13 protein-coding genes are annotated in these 18,447 nt (G+C 65.8%); 7 read left to right on the top strand and 6 right to left on the bottom strand.

Features of this window, described 5'->3' with window-relative positions; all coding sequences use genetic code 11:
* Positions 1-132: 132 nt before the first annotated feature.
* On the top strand, positions 133-1,512 hold the full coding sequence (locus BT173_RS00450; RefSeq protein WP_072426652.1) for a putative glycoside hydrolase: 1,380 nt from the start codon (positions 133-135) through the stop codon (positions 1,510-1,512).
* Between the two features lie 38 nt (positions 1,513-1,550).
* Here the strand turns inward: BT173_RS00450 and BT173_RS00445 are convergent, their stop codons facing one another.
* Complete coding sequence (locus BT173_RS00445; protein WP_072426651.1) at positions 1,551-2,453, bottom strand: LysR family transcriptional regulator; 903 nt, start codon at positions 2,451-2,453, stop codon at positions 1,551-1,553.
* Positions 2,454-2,550: 97 nt separating this feature from the next.
* On the opposite strand from BT173_RS00445, the gene BT173_RS00440 reads away from it, so the two are divergent.
* Complete coding sequence (locus BT173_RS00440) at positions 2,551-3,759, top strand: MFS transporter (RefSeq protein ID WP_072426650.1); 1,209 nt, start codon at positions 2,551-2,553, stop codon at positions 3,757-3,759.
* A 34-nt stretch (positions 3,760-3,793) separates the two neighbouring features.
* Positions 3,794-4,597 carry a 2,5-didehydrogluconate reductase DkgB gene (dkgB, locus tag BT173_RS00435; RefSeq protein WP_072426649.1) on the top strand — a complete coding sequence of 268 codons (804 nt, stop codon included), beginning with the start codon at positions 3,794-3,796 and terminating at the stop codon, positions 4,595-4,597.
* Between the two features lie 12 nt (positions 4,598-4,609).
* Here dkgB and BT173_RS00430 read toward each other — a convergent pair whose 3' ends face one another.
* The 4 genes from BT173_RS00430 to BT173_RS00415 form a co-directional block, all read right to left on the bottom strand.
* Complete coding sequence (locus BT173_RS00430) at positions 4,610-5,299, bottom strand: TVP38/TMEM64 family protein (RefSeq protein ID WP_072426648.1); 690 nt, start codon at positions 5,297-5,299, stop codon at positions 4,610-4,612.
* Positions 5,292-9,083: a non-ribosomal peptide synthetase gene (locus tag BT173_RS00425; protein WP_072426647.1), complete on the bottom strand. Its 3,792-nt coding sequence runs from the start codon at positions 9,081-9,083 to the stop codon at positions 5,292-5,294. The genes BT173_RS00430 and BT173_RS00425 overlap by 8 nt, the downstream gene beginning before the upstream one ends.
* Before the next feature lie 8 nt (positions 9,084-9,091).
* Positions 9,092-10,897 carry a cyclic nucleotide-binding and patatin-like phospholipase domain-containing protein gene (locus BT173_RS00420; protein ID WP_072426646.1) on the bottom strand — a complete coding sequence of 602 codons (1,806 nt, stop codon included), beginning with the start codon at positions 10,895-10,897 and terminating at the stop codon, positions 9,092-9,094.
* Positions 10,898-11,056: 159 nt separating this feature from the next.
* Positions 11,057-11,824 carry a glycosyltransferase family 2 protein gene (locus tag BT173_RS00415; RefSeq protein ID WP_072426645.1) on the bottom strand — a complete coding sequence of 256 codons (768 nt, stop codon included), beginning with the start codon at positions 11,822-11,824 and terminating at the stop codon, positions 11,057-11,059.
* Between the two features lie 79 nt (positions 11,825-11,903).
* Between BT173_RS00415 and waaC the strand changes: the two genes are divergently transcribed.
* Both waaC and waaA read left to right on the top strand, forming a co-directional pair.
* Positions 11,904-12,860, top strand: a complete 957-nt coding sequence (waaC, locus tag BT173_RS00410) for a lipopolysaccharide heptosyltransferase I (RefSeq protein WP_072426934.1) — start codon at positions 11,904-11,906, stop codon at positions 12,858-12,860.
* Entirely contained in the window at positions 12,857-14,110 is a 1,254-nt protein-coding gene (gene waaA, locus BT173_RS00405) for a lipid IV(A) 3-deoxy-D-manno-octulosonic acid transferase (protein WP_072426644.1), read from the top strand. Before waaC ends, waaA begins: the two co-directional genes overlap by 4 nt.
* A 6-nt stretch (positions 14,111-14,116) precedes the next feature.
* On the opposite strand, the gene BT173_RS00400 is transcribed toward waaA, so the two are convergent.
* Complete coding sequence (locus BT173_RS00400) at positions 14,117-14,557, bottom strand: DciA family protein (RefSeq protein ID WP_072426643.1); 441 nt, start codon at positions 14,555-14,557, stop codon at positions 14,117-14,119.
* A gap of 69 nt (positions 14,558-14,626) precedes the next feature.
* On the opposite strand from BT173_RS00400, the gene BT173_RS00395 reads away from it, so the two are divergent.
* Together BT173_RS00395 and secA are read left to right on the top strand one after the other, a co-directional pair.
* Positions 14,627-15,538: a M23 family metallopeptidase gene (locus tag BT173_RS00395; protein ID WP_072426642.1), complete on the top strand. Its 912-nt coding sequence runs from the start codon at positions 14,627-14,629 to the stop codon at positions 15,536-15,538.
* A 149-nt stretch (positions 15,539-15,687) separates the two neighbouring features.
* Positions 15,688-18,402: a preprotein translocase subunit SecA gene (gene secA, locus BT173_RS00390; protein WP_072426641.1), complete on the top strand. Its 2,715-nt coding sequence runs from the start codon at positions 15,688-15,690 to the stop codon at positions 18,400-18,402.
* The last annotated feature ends 45 nt before the right edge of the window (positions 18,403-18,447 follow it).

Below are 18,447 nucleotides of genomic sequence, written 5' to 3'. Positions count from 1 at the left end.
CGACTAGCCCGCAGCCTGCGCTGCACCGCGTTTGTCCGCCTGCTTTTCGCTGCCGGCGGCAAGCCTGGCCGGCCTGCGTGTGGCGGGCTGGCTGGAAACCACAAGTCCTAAATTTCTCAGGAGGTCGTTTCCATGCCTATCACATCACTTCGTCTGGGCCTCGCGCTCTTGCCGCTGGCAGTACCGGCGGCCTTGTCGCTGGAGCCCAAGGATCCGGGCAGCAATGCCCGGCTGGTCATCGTTTATCAATACCCGGTCGATGCGCGCAATGCGCAGCCGGTGGCGGATGAGCGGGTGCCGGCGCTGTTCGAGAAACTCGTCTACGCGCGCAACCAGATGCGCGCCAAATTGCCCAGCTATCGCAGCCAGGGCTGGCGCGGACAGTCGCTGGTCTACCTGAACTTCTCCGGTATTGCCGCGCGCAGCAATCTGCACAGCCAGCCTGGCGTGCCCTGCACGACGGCCGACTGGCAGTTCCAGGGTTATCAGAACCGGCCGGCCATGGATCGTGGCGATTTCTGCGAGATCATCAGCGCGATCCACACGGGTCAAGCGCTGGCCGACTACCCGGATATCTACCCGGATGAAAGCTGGTTCGTGCATGGCACGGATGGGCGCCGTATCGTGTCGCTCAGCGGTGCGAACAGCGCGGCGGGCTATGAGTACCGCACCAATCCGGCCGCACCGGGCTGGCGCGAATATGTGGCGCGCCGTGCACTGCGCGAGCTCAGCGGCGCCCCAAACCATCAGGCGGCAGTGGGCGACTACCCGCCTGCGCAGACTGGCATCTTTCTCGACAATATCGAGCGCACCCTGCACAAGTTCAATCGCGGTCTGTTCGTGCCGAATGGCTGGCCGGTCGAGTACCGCGATGCCGCCGGTCAGCCGCGCCATGCCGACTATGCGGCGGCGATTGCCGGGCTGGCCGCACGTACACGAGCTGTGCTCACTGCGCGTGATCCGAGCTACCACCTATGGGGCAATCTGGGCGATGAGCAGAACTGGGCGCCCTATCAGGCCGGCCAGAGTTTGAATGGCGCGATGATAGAAAGCTTTGCGCTGCGCTGGGGAGGCGAGGGGCCGTGGAGCGTGCCGGTACTGCTACAGCAGCTGGAGACGGTTGCGCACTGGCAGGCCGACAAGGTTGGTAGCCTGCCGCGCCAGGCCATGCTGGCCGCGCCGACCCGCTTTGGCGACCCTGCCAAGCTGGCGCGTGAGGCACGCTTTGCCTATGGCATGTATCTGCTGGTCGCGCAGGGGACGGACACGGTATTCAATCTGCACGATAGCGAGGGCGGTGGGCAGCGCTATGAGCGCTTTTTGAACTGCCCCGATTACGCGCTGGAGCTGGGTGCGCCGACCGGTCCCTACAGCATCGACCCGGTGCTGGCCAATGGTTTGCCGCATGACACCGTGCTCAGGCGCGGCTTCAGTGCTGGCGAGGTGGTGGTCAATCTGAGCCAGGGCACGGCCAGCCTGCCCGGCATGCAGGAAGCCTGCCGCCTCGACTGAGCACGGCTGGCGCTGGCAGCAGCGGGATTCACCCTTGTTCAGGGCGCCGTCCCGCCTGCCGCCAGTTGCTCAAGCAGGAAGTCCACGAAGCAGCGTATGCGCGCGGCCAACTCGGTGTTCTGGTAGTAGACCGCATGCACGGCCTGGCGCGTGGGCAGCGTGTATTCGGCCAGCACCTGTACCAGCTGTCCGCTGGCCCGGTCGGCACCGGTCATGAAGTCGGATAGACAGACCAGGCCATTGCCGGCCAGAGCCAGCTGGCGCAGGGTCTCGCCGCTGGATGCGTGCAGGGCGGCTTGTATTGTGTAGCCGTCGCCACCCGCGTGTTGCAGCGGCCAGGTATTCAGGCTGTCGGGCTGCGTGAAGCCGAGCAGGCGGTGCTGGGCCAAATGCTCGGGCGTGGCCGGCTTGCCGTGGCGGGCCAGATAGGTCGGGCTGGCCAGCACGCGCAGCGGGCAATGCATGAGCGGGCGGGCGTGCAGGCTGGAATCGCGCAGCTTGCCGATGCGGATCGCCACATCGGTGCGCTGTTCCAGCAAGTCGATGATGTTGTCGCTGCTGTGCAGCTCCAGTGCGATATCGGGATAGCGCTGCTGGAAGGCGGCCACCAGCGGCACCAGCTGATGGAGCATGAATGGCGAGGCGGCATTCACGCGCAGGCGGCCGGCCGGTTGCTGGCGGCGGATGCGCATCTGCTCCTCGGCCTGCTCCACCGCGGCCACGATGCCACGCGCATGCACGAGGAAGGCCTGGCCCTCCTCGGTCAGCTCCAGCTTGCGCGTGGTACGGCGTAGCAGGGTGATGCCGAGCTTCTCTTCCAACCGACCTAGCGTGCGGCTGATACCCGAGGTGGTCTGCGCAAGCTGGCGTGCGGCAGCAGTGATCGAGCCGCTATCGACCACGCGGATAAAACCGAGCATTTCATCCAGCGTTGTTTTCATTGTTGATTCTCCATCAACAATATTGTGCCTGGCGGCCGGTTTTTCTCAAGTAAAAAGCGGCGGACACTGCGCGCTCTTTCTTGCCGGAGTCCAAGCCATGCCCCTCGCCCTCTGGGCGCTGACCATCAGCGCCTTTGCCATCGGGACGACCGAGTTCGTCATCGTTGGCCTGATCCCGACCATCGCCGCCGATCTGGGCGTCAGCCTGCCCTCGGCCGGCCTGCTGGTCAGCCTGTACGCGCTGGGCGTCGCCTTCGGCGCGCCGCTGCTCACCGCTCTGACCGGCAGGCTGCCGCGTAAAAGCCTGCTGCTGGGCCTGATGGCTTTGTTCACCGTCGGCAATCTGCTCGCCTGGCTGGCACCCGGCTATGCCACGCTGGTGGCAGCGCGTGTGCTGACCGGCCTGGCCCATGGCGTGTTCTTCTCCATCGGTTCGACCATTGCCACCAGCCTGGTGGATAAGGACAAGGCGGCCAGAGCGATCGCCACCATGTTCAGCGGGCTCACCGTGGCCCTGGTCAGCGGCGTGCCGCTGGGCACCTTTATCGGCCAGCACTTAGGTTGGCGTGCCACCTTTCTGGCCGTGGCTGCGCTCGGTGTGCTGGCCATGCTCGCCAGTGCGCGCTTCGTGCCTCAACGCCTCGCCCACACACCGCCCGCCTCGGTGCTGGCGCAGCTGGGCGTGCTTAAGCAGGCGCGCCTGCTGCTCGTGTATGCGATGACGGCGGTCGGCTATGGCGGCTCCTTTATCGCCTTTACCTATCTGGCCCCGATGCTCGAGCAGATCACCGGCTTCCAAGCCAGCGCAGTCGGCCTGGTCATGCTCGCCTATGGGCTATCGGTGGCGGTCGGGAATATCTGGGGCGGTCGGCTGGCCGACAAGCTGGGGCCAATTGCCGCCCTGCAACGCATCTTCGCCCTGCTGGCCCTGGTGCTGCTGGTGCTCAGCGTGACCGCGACCAACCCGTGGTTGATGGTGTTGACCGTACTGGCCTGGGGCGCGGTGGCCTTTGGCAACGTGGCCGGTTTGCAGGTGTATGTGGTTCAGCAGGCCGAACGCTTCAGCCCGACGGCGGTGGACGTGGCCTCCGGCCTGAATATCGCGGCCTTCAATCTCGGCATTGCCGGCGGCGCCTGGAGTGGGGGCCTGATCGTGGACAGCATCGGCCTGGCCCACACGCCCTGGATAGGCGCGCTGGTGGTGCTGGGCGCACTGGCTCTGACCACGCTGAGCGGCCGGCTGGATGCGCGCGACCCGCAGCGGCCCAGCCGCCCGGCCAGCAAGCCGCTGCTGCAAACCCATTAAACCGAATCCTGTTACATCCCGATAAGGACCATCCATGAGTATCCCCGCTTTCGGCCTCGGCACCTTCCGCCTGCAAGGCCAGACCGTGATCGACTCGGTCAGCCAGGCCCTTGCGCTCGGCTACCGGCATATTGATACCGCACAGATCTACGGCAATGAGGCCGAGGTTGGCCAGGCGATTGCCGCCAGTGGCGTGCCGCGTGACGAGCTATTCGTTACCACCAAGATCTGGACCGAGCATCTGGGGCGCACGCAGCTGATGCCCAGCTTGGAACAGAGTCTTGCCAAGCTGGGCCTGAGCCAGCTCGATCTGGTGCTGATCCACTGGCCCTCACCCGCAGCAGCCGTGCCGCTGGCCGACACGCTGGCCGCACTGCAAGCGGCCAAGGCCCAGGGGCTGACTCGGCAGATCGGCGTGTCCAATTTCCCGATTGCGCTGCTGCGCGAGGCGATCGCCCTCTGCGGGCCGGGCGAGATCGTCACCAACCAGGTCGAGCTGCACCCCTATCTGCAGAACCGTGCGCTGGCCGCCTATGCGCGCAGCCAGGGGGTAAAGCTGACCTCCTATATGACCCTGGCCTATGGCAAGGTGCTGGCCGATCCGCTGATCTTGGCTCTGGCCGAGCAATATGCGGCAACGCCTGCCCAGCTGGTATTGGCCTGGGCCATGCAGCATGGTTATGCGGTGATTCCGTCCTCTACCCAGGCTGCTCATCTGCGTAGCAATCTGGACGCCCGCACACTCAGGCTGTCGGCGGCGGACATGGCACGCATCGATGCGCTGGAGCGCGGCGAGCGGCTGGTCAACCCGGAGGGGCTGGCGCCCGCTTGGGATTGAGCGGTGCGGCGCTCAGGCGTCGCGCCACCAGCGGCGTAGCAGGGCGCCGCCGCCGATGATCAGTGCCAGGGTCAGCGCGATGAATAGCGCGCTCAGCCATAGCGGCTGCTCGTTCACCCGCAGCAGCTGCTCGGCGAACAGGCCGCTCATCAGCAGCAGCGGTAGCATGCCGATCGCGTTGCCGAGCAGGAAGTCGGCCAGGCGTAGCGCGCTGGCGCCGGCCACCATATTCACCACAGCGAACGGGGCAGCCGGCACCATGCGGATGGCGATCACGCTCAGTACGCCACGCCGCGCCAGTTGGGTGCTGACATGGTTGACCTTGGGGCCGGCCAGGCGCTGGATGGCGGTCTGGCCCAGCCAGCGTCCGCACAGAAAGCTGACCGCTGCACCGAGGCTGGCGCCGAGCAGGCAATACAGCGCGCCCAGCCATGGGCCGAAGGCCAGGCTGGTGACCACGGCCAGCAGGCTGAGCGGGATGGCCACGATGCAGGCCAGTGCGAAGATCAGCACCGCGGCCAGGGGGCCAAGCTGTTCGCCCCAGGTGCGCAGCGATTGCGCGAGGCCGCTCAGGCTCAGCCACTCGCGCGCCGGCGTCCATTGCAGGCCGATGGCAATGCCGAGCAGCAGCAGGACGATCAGGATGAACAGGCCGCGTTTGCGGCGCAGCTGCTGCAATTCGTGGTCCGGCGTGCTAGCCATCCTGCTTTTCCTCGGTATGTAATTCGTGCTGCAAGACCTCGGCCAGCGCGCCGACATGGCCGGTTTCGAAGATCGAGCCATGCAGGCCATCGATTTCGCAGCTGCGCAGCTGCCCCGGCATCAGCTGGAACCATGGGCGGAACAGCGCGCGCTCCCAGTTGGCCAGACCCGAGGACTTGATCAACAGTGTGCGTCCCGACCAGCCGCTCGGCCGGTAACCGCCCAGGGCCATCACCTGCGAGACCAGGCCGGTGTCGCCAAACATGGCGCCCAGGCGGCGGCCGTTCATGCTCAATTCCTGCACATACAGATTGCGCGTCAACCAGCCGAGCAAGCGCCAGAAACGCGGCCGGCGCCACAGCGAGCGCGGGAACACGCTATCGATCAGGATCAGGCTGCTGACCTCGATGCCGCGCGCCTGCAGGCTGCGCGCGGTTTCCAGCGCGGCAATGCCGCCGACCGAGAAGCCGGCCAGGGCCAGGCGGGTCTGGCCGGTGGCTGCGATGCGGTTCGCGTACAGCTCGGCCAGCTCGCGCATATCGTGAAAGCGCCCGGCCTCGGGTGGCTGCAGCATACTCAGCGCGCAGCTTGGCCCCAGCGCACGGGCCAGGTTTTGAAAGCGCAAGAGATCACCATGCCCGGACGCCGCCAGATAGAGCGGCTGGCCCTGCGCATGCTGGCTAAGCGGCAGCAGGATGCCGGCCGGGCCGAGATTGGCTTCCAGCGCCAGCGCCATCTCGGCCACACTCGGGTGCTCGGTCAGCATCAGCAGCGAGCTGTGCTTGCCGGTCAGCTGGTCGATGCCGCTGAGGATGTCGATGGCGGCCAGCGAATCGCCGCCCAGTTCGAAGAAGCTGTCTTCCACCCCGATGGTCTGGCGGTTCAACGCCGCCTGCCAGAGCGGCAGCAGGGCTTTTTCCAGTTCGCTGACCGGCGCACGCCCGGCCCTGGCCTGGCTATCGGGCTGGTGGCTGGGCAGTGCTGCAAGGTCGATCTTGCCGGTGCCATTCAGCGGCAGCAGGTCCAAGACGCAGATCCAGCTGGGCAACATATAGTCGGGCAGACGGCTGCGCAGATGGCGCTGCAGGCTGTCGGCGCGCAGGCCGGGCGCCGCCACCCAGGCATGCAGGGCCGGCCTGCCGTCCTCGTCCTGAAGCAGGCAGATGGCCTGTTGCACGCCGGCCACCGCCAGCAGCGCATGTTCGATCTCGCCCAGCTCGATCCGGTAGCCACGCAGCTTGACCTGGCGGTCGCTGCGGCCGAGGAAGTGCAGATCGCCATCGCTGCTCAGCCAGCCGCGGTCGCCGGTACGGTAGAGACGCTGGCCGGGCAGAAAGGGATCGGCGCAGAAGGCCTGCGCGTCCAGGTCGGGGCGGTGCAGATAGCCGCGCGCGAGACCCGGCCCGCCGATATAGATATCGCCCGCGCAGCCGAAGGGGAGCAGCTGGCGTGCACTGTCGAGTACATAGATGCGCGTGTCGTCGACGGCGCGTCCCACCGGCAGCGCCATATCCGGCCCGCGCCGCTCACATTCCCAGGCGGTGGCGAAGATGCAGGCCTCAGTCGGCCCATACACATTGAATAGGCGCGCACGGGTCTGATCGAGATAGCGTGCAGCCAGGGCCGGGGTCAGCACCTCGCCGCCGCAGCAGGCCACGCGCAGGCGCGAGTCGTCACCCGGCTGCAGCGCATCAAGAAAGCGCTGCAGCGTGGAGGGCACGAAGGCCATGATGCTGACACCGTGGCGCAGCGTGAAGGCGGCCATGGCCTCGGGTGCCAGCCGGCCGGGCGGTGGCAGGGCCACGCTGCCGCCATGTACCAGCGGCAGCAACAGCTCGATCAGGGCCGGGTCGAAGGTCAGCTGGGTGGCCTGGCCGGCGCAGTCGGCATGGGTGACGGCATAGCTGCGCGATAGCCAGGCCAGCCGGCGTGCCAGCGCACCATGCTCCATCATCACGCCCTTGGGTCGGCCGGTGGAGCCCGAGGTGAACAACACATAGGCGAGCTGCTCGGGCTGTGGCCACGGCCAAGTGGCCAGGCCGGGCTCGCCCTGCTCCGCCCCGCTCAGCACCAAAGGGTGCAGCGCTGCCAGGCGCGGGCGCGCCTCGGCATCGGCAAACACCGCCAGCGCGCCGCTCTCCTGCAGGATGCCCGCCAGGCGTGCGTCGGGCGCGTCGACATCCAGCGGCAGGAAGGCCGCCCCAGCGCGGGCAATCGCTAGCAGCGCCACCACCGCCTCGGGCGAGCGACGCATGCACAGCGCGATGATGCGCTCGGGCCCGGCGCCCAGGCTGCGTAGATGGGCGGCTAGCAGGCGCACGCGCTGCTGCAGCTCGGCGTAGTCATACAGGCCGCCGTCCCAGCGCAGGGCGATAGCCTCGGGGCGCAGCGCGGCCTGGTGCTCAAACAGTGAGATGAATGGCTGCACGGCGTCGTGGCGCGGCTGGTCGTGGTAGAGGCCATCCAGCAGCGCCCAGCGCTCCTCCTCGGGCAGATGGCTGAGTGCGGCCAGGGGCTGGTCCGGGTCGGCCAGCATCTGCTTGAGCAGATGCAGCAGGCGGCGACCGAGCAACTCGACCTCGCCACCGTGAAAGCACAGTGCGCTGCCTTCCAGGATTAGTTCCACGTCCTGGTCCTGGGCGAATTCGCAGACGGTGACGCCAAGCGGATAGCGCGCGGTACCGGTGAAGAACTGGCGCGAGCCAACCGTGCGCGCGGCGCCGAACTCGGCGCTGTAGTCCTGCTTTTCGAAGGACAGCAGCACATCGAACAGGCTGTCGCGATTCTGGCGTATCGCCTGCAGGCGCCGGCCAACCTCGCTGAGCGGATAGCGCGCATGGCGCAGCGCCTGGCGCAGGGCGCGGCTCACGCTGGCGAGCAGACTGGCAACGCTGGCCTGCGGGTCCACCGTGATGCGCAGCGGCATCACGCCGACGAACATGCCCAGGGTGTTGCGATAGCGGCGCCCGGTGCGGTTCAGGCAGGGCACACCGATCACCACCTCGTCCAGCTGCTGCACGCGCGCGAAATACAGCGCCAAGAGGCTGAGGAACACGCAGAACTCGCTCTGGCCCTGCTGGGCAGCAAAGCCGAGCAGGCACTGGTAGTCGGGACGGGCCAGATGCAGCACGGCCAGCAGCGCCGGCGGCAGCGAATCCGGGCCGCTGGCTGGTGGGTAATGGCGCTCAAGCAGCGGCGCGGGCAGGCTGGGCAGCTGAGCCTGCCAAAACTCGGCATCGGCACGCCCTTCAGGGCTGTCCAGATAGGCTTGCGAGTCGGCGATGAAGGCCAGGTAGTCGCCGGCCGGGGTGGGTGGCGGCGCGTCCAGCGCGGCATAGCAATCGGCCCAGAGATGGATGAGCTGGGCCGTGCCCCAACCATCCATGACCAGGTGGTGGAATTGCAGCAGCAGGCAGTGCCGGCCATCGGCACGGCTGAGCAGCTCGATGCGCCAGGGCGGCTGCTGGCCGTCCAGCACGAAGGCCTGCCGCGTGCGCTCGCGCCAGATGCGCTCGGCGGCACTGGCAAAGTCGTCGGCTTCGTCCAGCCAGTCCTGGCGCAGCGTGGGGCGGTAATCGGCCAACAGATGCTGGCCGCCCTCGGCCAAGGGGGCCAAGCGCAGCGCTTCCTGGCTGGCGATCAGGCGGTGCAGCGCGGCTTGCAGGCGGGCCAGATCGAGCTCGCCCGCCAGGAAGACACCGCCGCCGATGGCCAGGTGGGCGCTATCGGGCCAGGCGCGCTGATCGAGCCAGACCTCGCGTTGGCTCAGCGATAGCGGCAGCACCGTTGTTTCTAATGCAGGATGGCGTGTCGATCCCACTTGGCGATCTCGTTCTGCGTGTAGCGATAGCCGACTTCGACGATCTCGGCGGCGCGGCGGTAGCCCATTAGCGGGAAGTCGGCCACCGGCGGCTCGAGGTAGAAGTCGGCCAGCGAGATGGTGCGTGCGCGCTGGGTCAGGCTGCCCATATGGCTGGCGCGGTAGAGGATCTCGCCGATGCCGGGCGCGGTTTCGACCTTGTTCGACCAGTGGCTGTGGATCTTGCGCCAGGGTGATAGGCGCGGAATGGCCGGGTCCACGCTCAGCTGCTCGCGCACATCCACATCGATGGCGATGATGGTGCCATTGCCACGCCGCTTTTCCAGCGGCGTACCAAGGCGCACGCGCATCGCTTCCACCGGCACATTGTCCAGAATCGCGCCGTCCACCAAGAGCTCACCATCGCAGAGCACCGGTGGCAGCAGGCCGGCCGGTGAATTGCTGGCCAGCACGGCGCGCCACAGCGGGCCACTATCCTGCACCGAGGTGCAGGCGCGGCTCAGATTGCAAGCGGCGGCGAAGTAGGGCCGCCAGAGCCGATCTATGGTGGTGTCGCCGAACATGCGCTGCAGATCGCGCTCCAGGCGCTTACCCGACAGCATGGATACCACCGGCACGGTGGGCCGCTCGCCACCGGCCGCGAAGGCCAGCGTGCGCGCCAGAATTTCCTCCGGCCGCGCGCCGCACGCGTACTGCGCGCCGATCAAGGCCCCCATGCTATTGCCGCCGATCAGGTCGATGGGAATGCCGGCCTCTTCCAAGGCGCGCAGTACACCCAGGTGAGCAAAGCCTCGCGCACCGCCACCGCCGAGCACAATGCCGACCGCACGGCCGGTGAGGAAGCGCGCGAGCCGGCTGCCGTCTTCCGGGTGGTCACGGCGCAGCAGATAGATGCGCTCCAAGGTGCGCCCCTGCCACCATGGCCCCGGGGCCACCGGCTGAAGCGTATTGCCCGGGTGCAGCAGCACGATGTGCTGACGCTTGTAGGACAGGCCGGGCTCTTCGCGCAGCCGGGCTTCCAGCTCGCCCGGCGCCGGGCTGGCATCGTGTTCAGCCACGAACACCACCTGGTCGGCCTGGCGCACCGCATGGCGCGTCCAGTCGCTCAGGCTCGCCTCGGCCTGGTAGATCAGATAGTCGAAATGGGTTTCCAGTGCATCGATGGCGTTCAGACTGGCGCCATTGTCTGCGCCAGACTCGGGGCGTAGCAGATGCACCTTGCCCAGCTTGCCCAGGCTGCTTTCCAGCTGCTGGCACAGCGCGAGCGCACTATTGCCCGCATGCAGCGGCAGCACCACATAGGTCTGTGCACGGCGGCGTTCGGACAGCTGCGGCGTGTGGCGCAGGAAGTGGTAGATCGCTTGCGAGAACAGCTGGTTGAACAGCAGTGGATTGCCCAGCATCAGCGCTTCGTAGCCGGCGCGCGGCAGCACGGCAATCGTGGAGTCGCGCACTGCGATCACATCGGCAGTACGCGGCTGGCGCAGGATCATGCCGGTTTCGCCTATGCACTCGCCCGGGCACAGCTCGTTATACAGCTGCAGCTTGCCCTCGCGATCCTGCCGCTTCACGCGCAAACGGCCGCTGAGCACGATGATCAGGCTGTTGGACTCGTCGCGCTCGGCATACACCTGCTCGCCGGCCGCCAGACGTTGCAGCTGCAGCCTTTGCGCCAAGGCATATAGCCAGGGCGTATCCAGCCCGCCAAACAGCCGGCTGGCGCGCAGAATCGCCAGGATCTCGTTCAGGTCGTTCTCGCCGTCTTCCTGCTCCAGCATCTTGCTCCCCCTGGGCGCGGGTCGCGTATTCGCCGCCCCCTGCGCACTAGCAAACCATAGCAATGTGGCAGCGGTGTAACACCCAAGGGCGTGCAGACCACGGCCGACGCTCCAGCTTAGTCGGCCGCGCGGGTTTTGGCCGGGCAAGTCGGCGCGAGCTTAGCGCCCGTCGTGCTGGCGCCAGCGCTCCATCAGCTTGGCGTACTTAATCATGGCGAAGAAGCTGCCGATGGCGATGTGGGCAAAGCCGGCCGCACCGTCACGCCAGCCGCCCCGCAGCAGATAGAAACGGATAAAGCGCGCCAAGGGCGAGGTGAACAGCTTGGCCGCACCGACGCGCTTGCCGGTCTTGAACAGCAGCTCGGCCTGCATATCGGTGTAGCGGTTCTGCTTGGCGATATAGCTGCCGATCTGCTCGGCCGAATCGTGCAGCAGATCACCTTGCAAGCTGCCCGGTTCACCCTGGCAGCGCACGTACTCATGCACCAGATCCTCGGTCCAGTTGGCTGCGCGGCGGTCGAACAGGCGGATATTCCAATCGGGATAGCCTTCGCCATGCCCGAGGTAGCGGCCGAAGAAGCGATTACGCCGCGCCAAGCGGAAGGCACTATGCGTGGGGGCGCCCTGCAAGGTCCGGCGGATGCTGGCCAGCAGCTCGGGCGTCAGGCGTTCATCCGCATCCAGGCACAGCACCCAGTCGTGCAGCGCATGGCTGACCGCCAGACGCTTCTGCGGGCCGAAACCCAGGAACGGTTGGGCAATGATGCGCGCGCCATAGCCTTCAGCCAGGGCCTGGGTGCCATCGTTGCTGCCTGAATCGACCAGGATGATGTCGTCGACCAGGTCGCGCGCCGAATCGAGGCAGGCGGCCAGTTGGTCGGCGGCGTTATGGGTAATCAGGACGAGGCTGAGCTTGAGCTGGGACACGGTGGGCCGAAAGGGAGGAAATAAACCTGCCTAGTTTAGCCGAGTCGGGTGTGTGCGCTGGCGCCGCTATAATCGCGCCATGCCGAACATCCTCATCATTCGCATGTCGTCCATGGGCGATGTGATCCATAACTTTCCCGCCATCACCGATCTGCGCAGCCATTTCCCGAATGCCGAGGTCGATTGGGTGGTGGAAGAGGGCTTCGCCGAACTGGCGGCTCTGCACCCAGGTGTGAACCGGGTCATCCCCTGCGCGATCCGCCGCTGGCGCAAGCGCTTCTGGACGGCGGCCAACCGCGCCGAGATGGCAGCCTTCCGCGCCCGCCTGCAGGCCGGCCATTACGATCTGGTCATCGATTCGCAAGGTCTGTTCAAAAGCGCCGTGGTGGCGCGTCTGGCCGGCGCGCCGATTGCCGGCTACGACCGCCACAGTATTCGCGAGCCCTTGGCCAGCCTATTCTACGACGCGCGCTACCCGGTCAGCCGGCTCGAGCATGCGATTACCCGCAACCGCCTGATCACCGGCCGCGCGCTCGGCTACACGCCGGATGCGCCACTCCACTACGGCATACAGGCGCCAAACGTGGCGCTGGATTGGCGCCCGACCGCCGGCTACGCGGTGCTGCTGACGGCCACCAGCCGCGACGACAAGCTGTGGGACGAGGCGCACTGGGTCGCCCTCGCGCACAGTCTGCTGGCGCGCGGCCTGTGCCCGGTCTTTCCCTGGGGCGGTGAACACGAGCGCCAGCGTGCCGAGCGCCTGGCGGCCCCGTTGCCGCGCGCCGTGGTGGCGCCGCGTCTGCGCTTGGGTGAGGCGGCGCGCCTCTTGGCCGATGCACGTCTGGTGGTGGGCGTGGATACCGGTCTCGTGCACCTAGCCGCGGCCGTGCATGTGCCGACCATCGCCTTGTTCTGCGCGTCCGAACCGGGGCTGACCGGGGTGCTGGGCAGTGCCTATGCCTGCAATCTGGGCGGCAATGGCCGCCCACCCAGCTTGGCCGAGGTGGAAGCCAAGGTCGCCGAGGCGCTGGCGTGATCTGGCGCGCGCTCTACACCCTGGCCTGGTATCTGGCCCTGCCGCTGGCGTTCCTCTACCTGTGGCGGCGCGGGCGCAAACAGCCCGATTACCGTCTGCACTGGGCGGAACGACTCGGTCGCTATCCGGCCCGCCCGGCCGGGCCGCTGATCTGGCTGCATGCGGTCTCGGTGGGGGAAACCCGTGCTGCGGCGCCGTTGGTGCAGGCGCTACGCGCCCGCCACCCGGGCCACCATATCCTGCTGACCCAGATGACCCCGACTGGGCGCGACACCGCGCGCCAGCTGTTTGGCGATAGCGTGACAGTTGCCTATCTGCCTTACGACCTGCCCTTTGCCGTGCGCGGCTTTTTGCGCCATTTCCGCCCCGAGTTCGGCGTGCTGATGGAAATGGAGATCTGGCCGAATCTGCTGCACGGCGCGGCTGCCGCGCAGATGCCGCTGTATCTGCTCAATGCGCGCCTGTCCGAGAAATCGCTGCGTGGCTATCGCAAAGTGGCCAAGCTGGTCGGTCCGGCCCTGGCCACCCTGGCCGGCATCGCTGCCCAGGGCGAGGACGATGCGGCGCGCCTGCGTGCGCTCGCCCCGGTCCAGCTGCGGTGCACGGGCAATATCAAGTTCGATCTGAGCCTGGATCCTGAGTTGTTGGCGCTTGGCCAGCAGTGGCGCCGCCAGTTCGGTACGCGTCCGGTGTGGGCGGCCGCCTGTACGCGTGAAGGTGAGGAGAGCTTGCTGCTCGATGCACTGGCGCGCGCGGCCTTGCCCGCCGATGCGCTGCTAGTGCTGGTGCCGCGTCACCCACAACGCTTTGACGAAGTGGCGGCCCTACTCGCGCAGCGTGGCCTGCGGGTGTTGCGCCGCAGCGCCTGGGATGGCCAGATGCCGGTGGCGCCTGAGGTGCAGGTCTTGCTGGGCGATAGTCTGGGTGAACTGGCTGCCTACTATGCGGCGGTGGACTTGGCCTTCGTGGGCGGCAGCCTGCTGCCGCTCGGCTGCCATAGCGTGATCGAGCCCTGCGCACAGGGCGTGCCGGTGCTCATCGGTCCATCCAGCTACAACTTCGCTGATGCAGTGCGTGAGGCCAGCGCGCTGGGTGCCTTGTTGCAGCGCCAGGATGCGGATGCGGTGCTGGTCGAGGTGGCGCGTCTATTGGCCGATCCGACGGCCAGACAGGGCATGGGGGAGCAAGGGCGGGCTTTCGTGGCCCAGCACCGCGGCGCCGTCGCACGCGCGCTGGCCCTGCTGCCCTGAGGCGTCTCAGCCAGTAGGTTTACGCCGCTTGGCCACGATCTCGGCCAGCGCATCGCGCAGCGGCGAGGGCTGCAAACGCTGGGTGGCTTGCTCGAAAGCCTGCAGCGCGGCCTCGCTAAGTTCCAGATTCGGCTTGGCTTTCTTGCGCTGGTGCGGCAGCAGCTCGACTTGTACCCGCCAGCGTATTGCGTTAATTTTCACGCCAACGTCATTGAGCTGCACCAAGAGGCGCGCTTCCATCTGCTTGAACTTGGCCATCAGCGCGGGGCTGCGCGTGGCCACCTGCAGGCAACCCCCTTCCAGATTCACCACGCTGCTCAGCCCCACCAGTTCAGCCGGCACGGCGGCCTGCCACAGGCGCTCCAGCTCGCGCTGCGCCGCCGCCAGCCGCTGCAGGCGGGCCAGCTCGGGAGAACTCAGCAGGGGGCGGAAGTTGTGCAAGGACATGCTCACACCCCGTCGGCGCGCTGTGCAGGGCTTTGAACTGCGGCGTCGGCAGAAGGAACTGCGCCAACTATGAATATCATCCTGGTTTCCAATCGATTATCCCGCGCGGTCACGCTCGGGCCGCGCCATCTGTGGCTGGTTGGGGCCTTTATCGCGCTGGCCATCCTCGGTTCGCTCACCCTGGCCAGCTGGGCTACCTATAGCCTGACCCGCTCCTTCGGGGTCAGCCTGCCCACTTTACCGGGTACGCCCGCCTCGCAACAGCGCCAGATCGACCTCTTGGCGGTCAAGCTCGGCCAGATGCAGGCCCAGCTGCTGCGCCTGGATGGCCTGACCCGTCGGGTAGCCGACCAGACCGGCATCGACCCCAAACCATTCCAGAGCGATATCAATGCTCCGCAGGGCGGTGCAATCAGCGGCGTACCGGCACGCACCATGAGCTTGAACGAGCTGATGGCCAGCATTCAGGATGCCGACAAGCAGATTGAAACCAGTCTCGATCACTATGGTCTGGTGGATGTGATTCTGACCCAGCGTAAGCTCAATACCTTCCAGGCACCGGCCAATCTGCCCACCTCGTCCGGCCTGCGCTCCTCGGTATTCGGCTGGCGTATCGACCCCTTCAATGGACGGCAGACTTTCCATGAAGGCATGGACTTCATTGGCGATGTTGGTACGCCGATTTATGCCGCAGCAGGCGGGAAAGTGCTGCGGGCTGAGTACCATAATGAATATGGTAATATCGTTGAGCTTGAGCACGGCAATGGCATCACCAGCCGTTATGCGCATGCCTCGCGCCTGCTGGTCAAGGAGGGCGAGACGGTGAAAACCGGTGAGAAGATTGCCCTCTTGGGTAGTACCGGGCGCTCGACCGGGCCGCATCTGCACTTCGAGATCCGTTACAAGGGCGTGCCACAGAATCCCTTGTTCTTCTTGAATGTTGCCGGACGCGGCAATGGCGGCAGTCTCGCCAGCAAGTGATTGAAATCTGCCTGTCCAGCCCCATATTCCCGGCTGGTTCGGCAGATTGATGGATATCACGGCGGATCGCTAATGACGATCCGCCTTGTTTTTGCGTAGCAGCACACCACTTCGACATGCATCAGGGCGCAGGCCCACCTGGATACACGATGATCCCTTCCCTCCTCAAAAAAGTGTTCGGCAGCCGCAACGACCGTCTGCTCAAGCAATATGGTGCAACGGTTCGGCAGATCAATGCGCTGGAAAGCAGCATGCAGGCCCTGTCGGATACCGACTTGCAGGCCAAGACCGAGGAGTTCAAGCAGCGTATCGCCAAGGGCGAAACCCTGCAGGCCATCCTGCCGGAAGCCTTCGCCGTGTGTCGCGAAGCGTCCAAGCGCGTGATGAATATGCGCCACTTCGATGTGCAGCTGATCGGTGGCATGGTGCTGAACGACGGCAAGATTGCCGAAATGCGTACCGGTGAGGGCAAGACCCTGGTCGCCACCCTGCCTGCCTACCTGAATGCGCTGTCTGGCAAGGGCGTGCATGTGGTGACGGTGAACGACTACCTGGCCCAGCGCGATGCGGCCACCATGGCCAAGCTGTACAACTTCCTCGGCCTGTCGGTCGGGATCAACCTCAGCCAGATGCCGCACGACCGCAAGCAGCAGGCGTATGCGTCGGACATCACCTACGGCACCAATAACGAATTCGGCTTCGACTACCTGCGCGACAATATGGTCTACGCGACCACCGAGCGCGTGCAGCGTGGCCTGAACTTCGCCGTGGTCGACGAAGTGGACTCGATCCTGATCGACGAAGCGCGTACCCCGCTGATCATCTCCGGCCAGGCCGACGACAATATCGACATCTATGCGCGCATGAACCTGATTGCGCCCAAGCTCAAGCGTCAGGAAAAGGAAGACGGCGAGGGCGACTTCTGGGTGGACGAAAAGGCCCACTCGGTGCTGCTGTCGGAAGCGGGTCACGAAAACGCCGAACAGCTGCTGGCTGCCGCCGGCCTGATCGCGCCGGGCGACAGCCTGTACGCGACCAGCAATATCGGCCTCATGCACCATCTGTATGCCTCGCTGCGCGCCCATGCGCTGTTCCACAAGGACCAGCACTATGTGGTGCAGGACGGCGAGATCGTCATCGTGGACGAATTCACCGGTCGCCTGATGCCGGGCCGGCGCTGGTCGGAAGGCTTGCATCAGGCCATCGAAGCCAAGGAAGGCGTGACGATCAACAAGGAAAACCAGACCCTTGCCTCGATCACCTTCCAGAACTACTTCCGCATGTACGGCAAGCTGTCGGGCATGACCGGTACGGCCGATACCGAGGCCTACGAATTCCAGCAGATCTACGGTCTGGAAACGGTGATTATCCCGACCAACCGCCCCATGGTCCGCAAGGACATGAACGACCAGGTGTTCCGCACCGCGGCCGAGAAATTCAATGCCATCGTGGCCGATATCCAGTCCTGTCAGGACCGTGGTCAGCCCGTGCTGGTCGGTACCACCTCGATTGAAAACTCGGAGCTGCTGTCCAGCCAGCTGAAGGCCGCCGGCTACGAGCACAATGTGCTGAACGCCAAGCAACATGCACGCGAAGCCGAGATCGTCATCCAGGCCGGCCGCCCCGGCATGATCACCATCGCCACCAATATGGCCGGTCGCGGTACCGACATCGTGCTGGGCGGCAATATCGAACCGCAGGTGAAGGCCATCGAAGCCGATGACAGCCTTGTGGAGCTGGACAAGCAGCAGCGCATCGCGCAGCTGCGCGCCGAATGGCAGGTCGTGCACGATCAGGTGCTGGCCGCTGGCGGTCTGCACATCATCGGCACTGAGCGGCATGAAAGCCGCCGTATCGACAATCAGCTGCGTGGCCGCTCGGGTCGCCAGGGCGATGCCGGCTCGAGCCGCTTCTACCTGAGCATGGAAGACCCGCTGCTGCGCATCTTCGCCGCCGAGCGTATCGGCGCGCTGATGCAGCGCCTGAACCTGCCTGAGGGCGAGGCGATCGAATCGGGCTTGCTCAGCCGTGCGATCGAAAATGCTCAGCGCAAGGTGGAGGGCCGCAACTTCGATATCCGTAAGCAGCTGCTCGAATACGACGATGTGTCGAACGAACAGCGCAAGGCCATCTACGCCCAGCGCAATGAGTTGCTCGACTCGCAAGATGTGGCCGAGACCATCACCAATCTGCGCCAGGGCGTGATCGGTGATCTGGTCGACCAATACCTGCCGCCGGGCAGCATGGAAGAGCAGTGGGATGCTGCTGGCCTGGAAACCGCGCTGCGCGAATTCCAGCTGGAAATCCCGGTCGCACAGTGGCTGAAGGACGACACCACGCTGGAAATCGAAACCGTGCGCCAGCGTGTGGTGGACGCCGCCGAAGCCGCCTATGCGGCCAAGACCGAACGCGTGGGTGCCGATGTGATGCGTCACTTCGAGCGCGCGCTGATGCTGCAGATTCTTGACCAGCAATGGCGCGAGCATCTGTCTGCGCTTGATCATCTGCGCCAGGGTATTCATCTGCGCAGCTATGGGCAGAAGAACCCCAAGCAGGAATACAAGCGCGAGGCGTTTGAACTGTTTGAAGGCCTGTTGATGCGCGTGCGTCGCGATGTGGTGCAGCTGGTGATGACCGTGCAGATCCGCTCGGAAGAGGATGTGGCGGCACTCGAGCAGCACGACGAACCGGCCGATGTGCAGTATCACCACGCCGACTACGACGAGGCACTGGCCCAGGCGAATGCCGAGCCGGCCGCCGCTGCCCAGCCGCAGGTGCGTGCCTTCGACAAGATTGGCCGTAACGACCCCTGCCCCTGTGGCTCGGGCCAGAAGTACAAGCACTGCCACGGCAAGCTCAGCTAAGCTAACTGGGCAAAAAAAAGCCGCTCCTTGGAGCGGCTTTTTTCA

The sequence above is a fragment of the Chitinimonas taiwanensis DSM 18899 genome, from assembly GCF_900119825.1.
Classification (GTDB): domain Bacteria; phylum Pseudomonadota; class Gammaproteobacteria; order Burkholderiales; family Chitinimonadaceae; genus Chitinimonas; species Chitinimonas taiwanensis.
The sequence above is the reverse complement of the archived record's forward strand: the minus strand, read 5'-3'. Positions and strand labels throughout refer to the sequence as shown.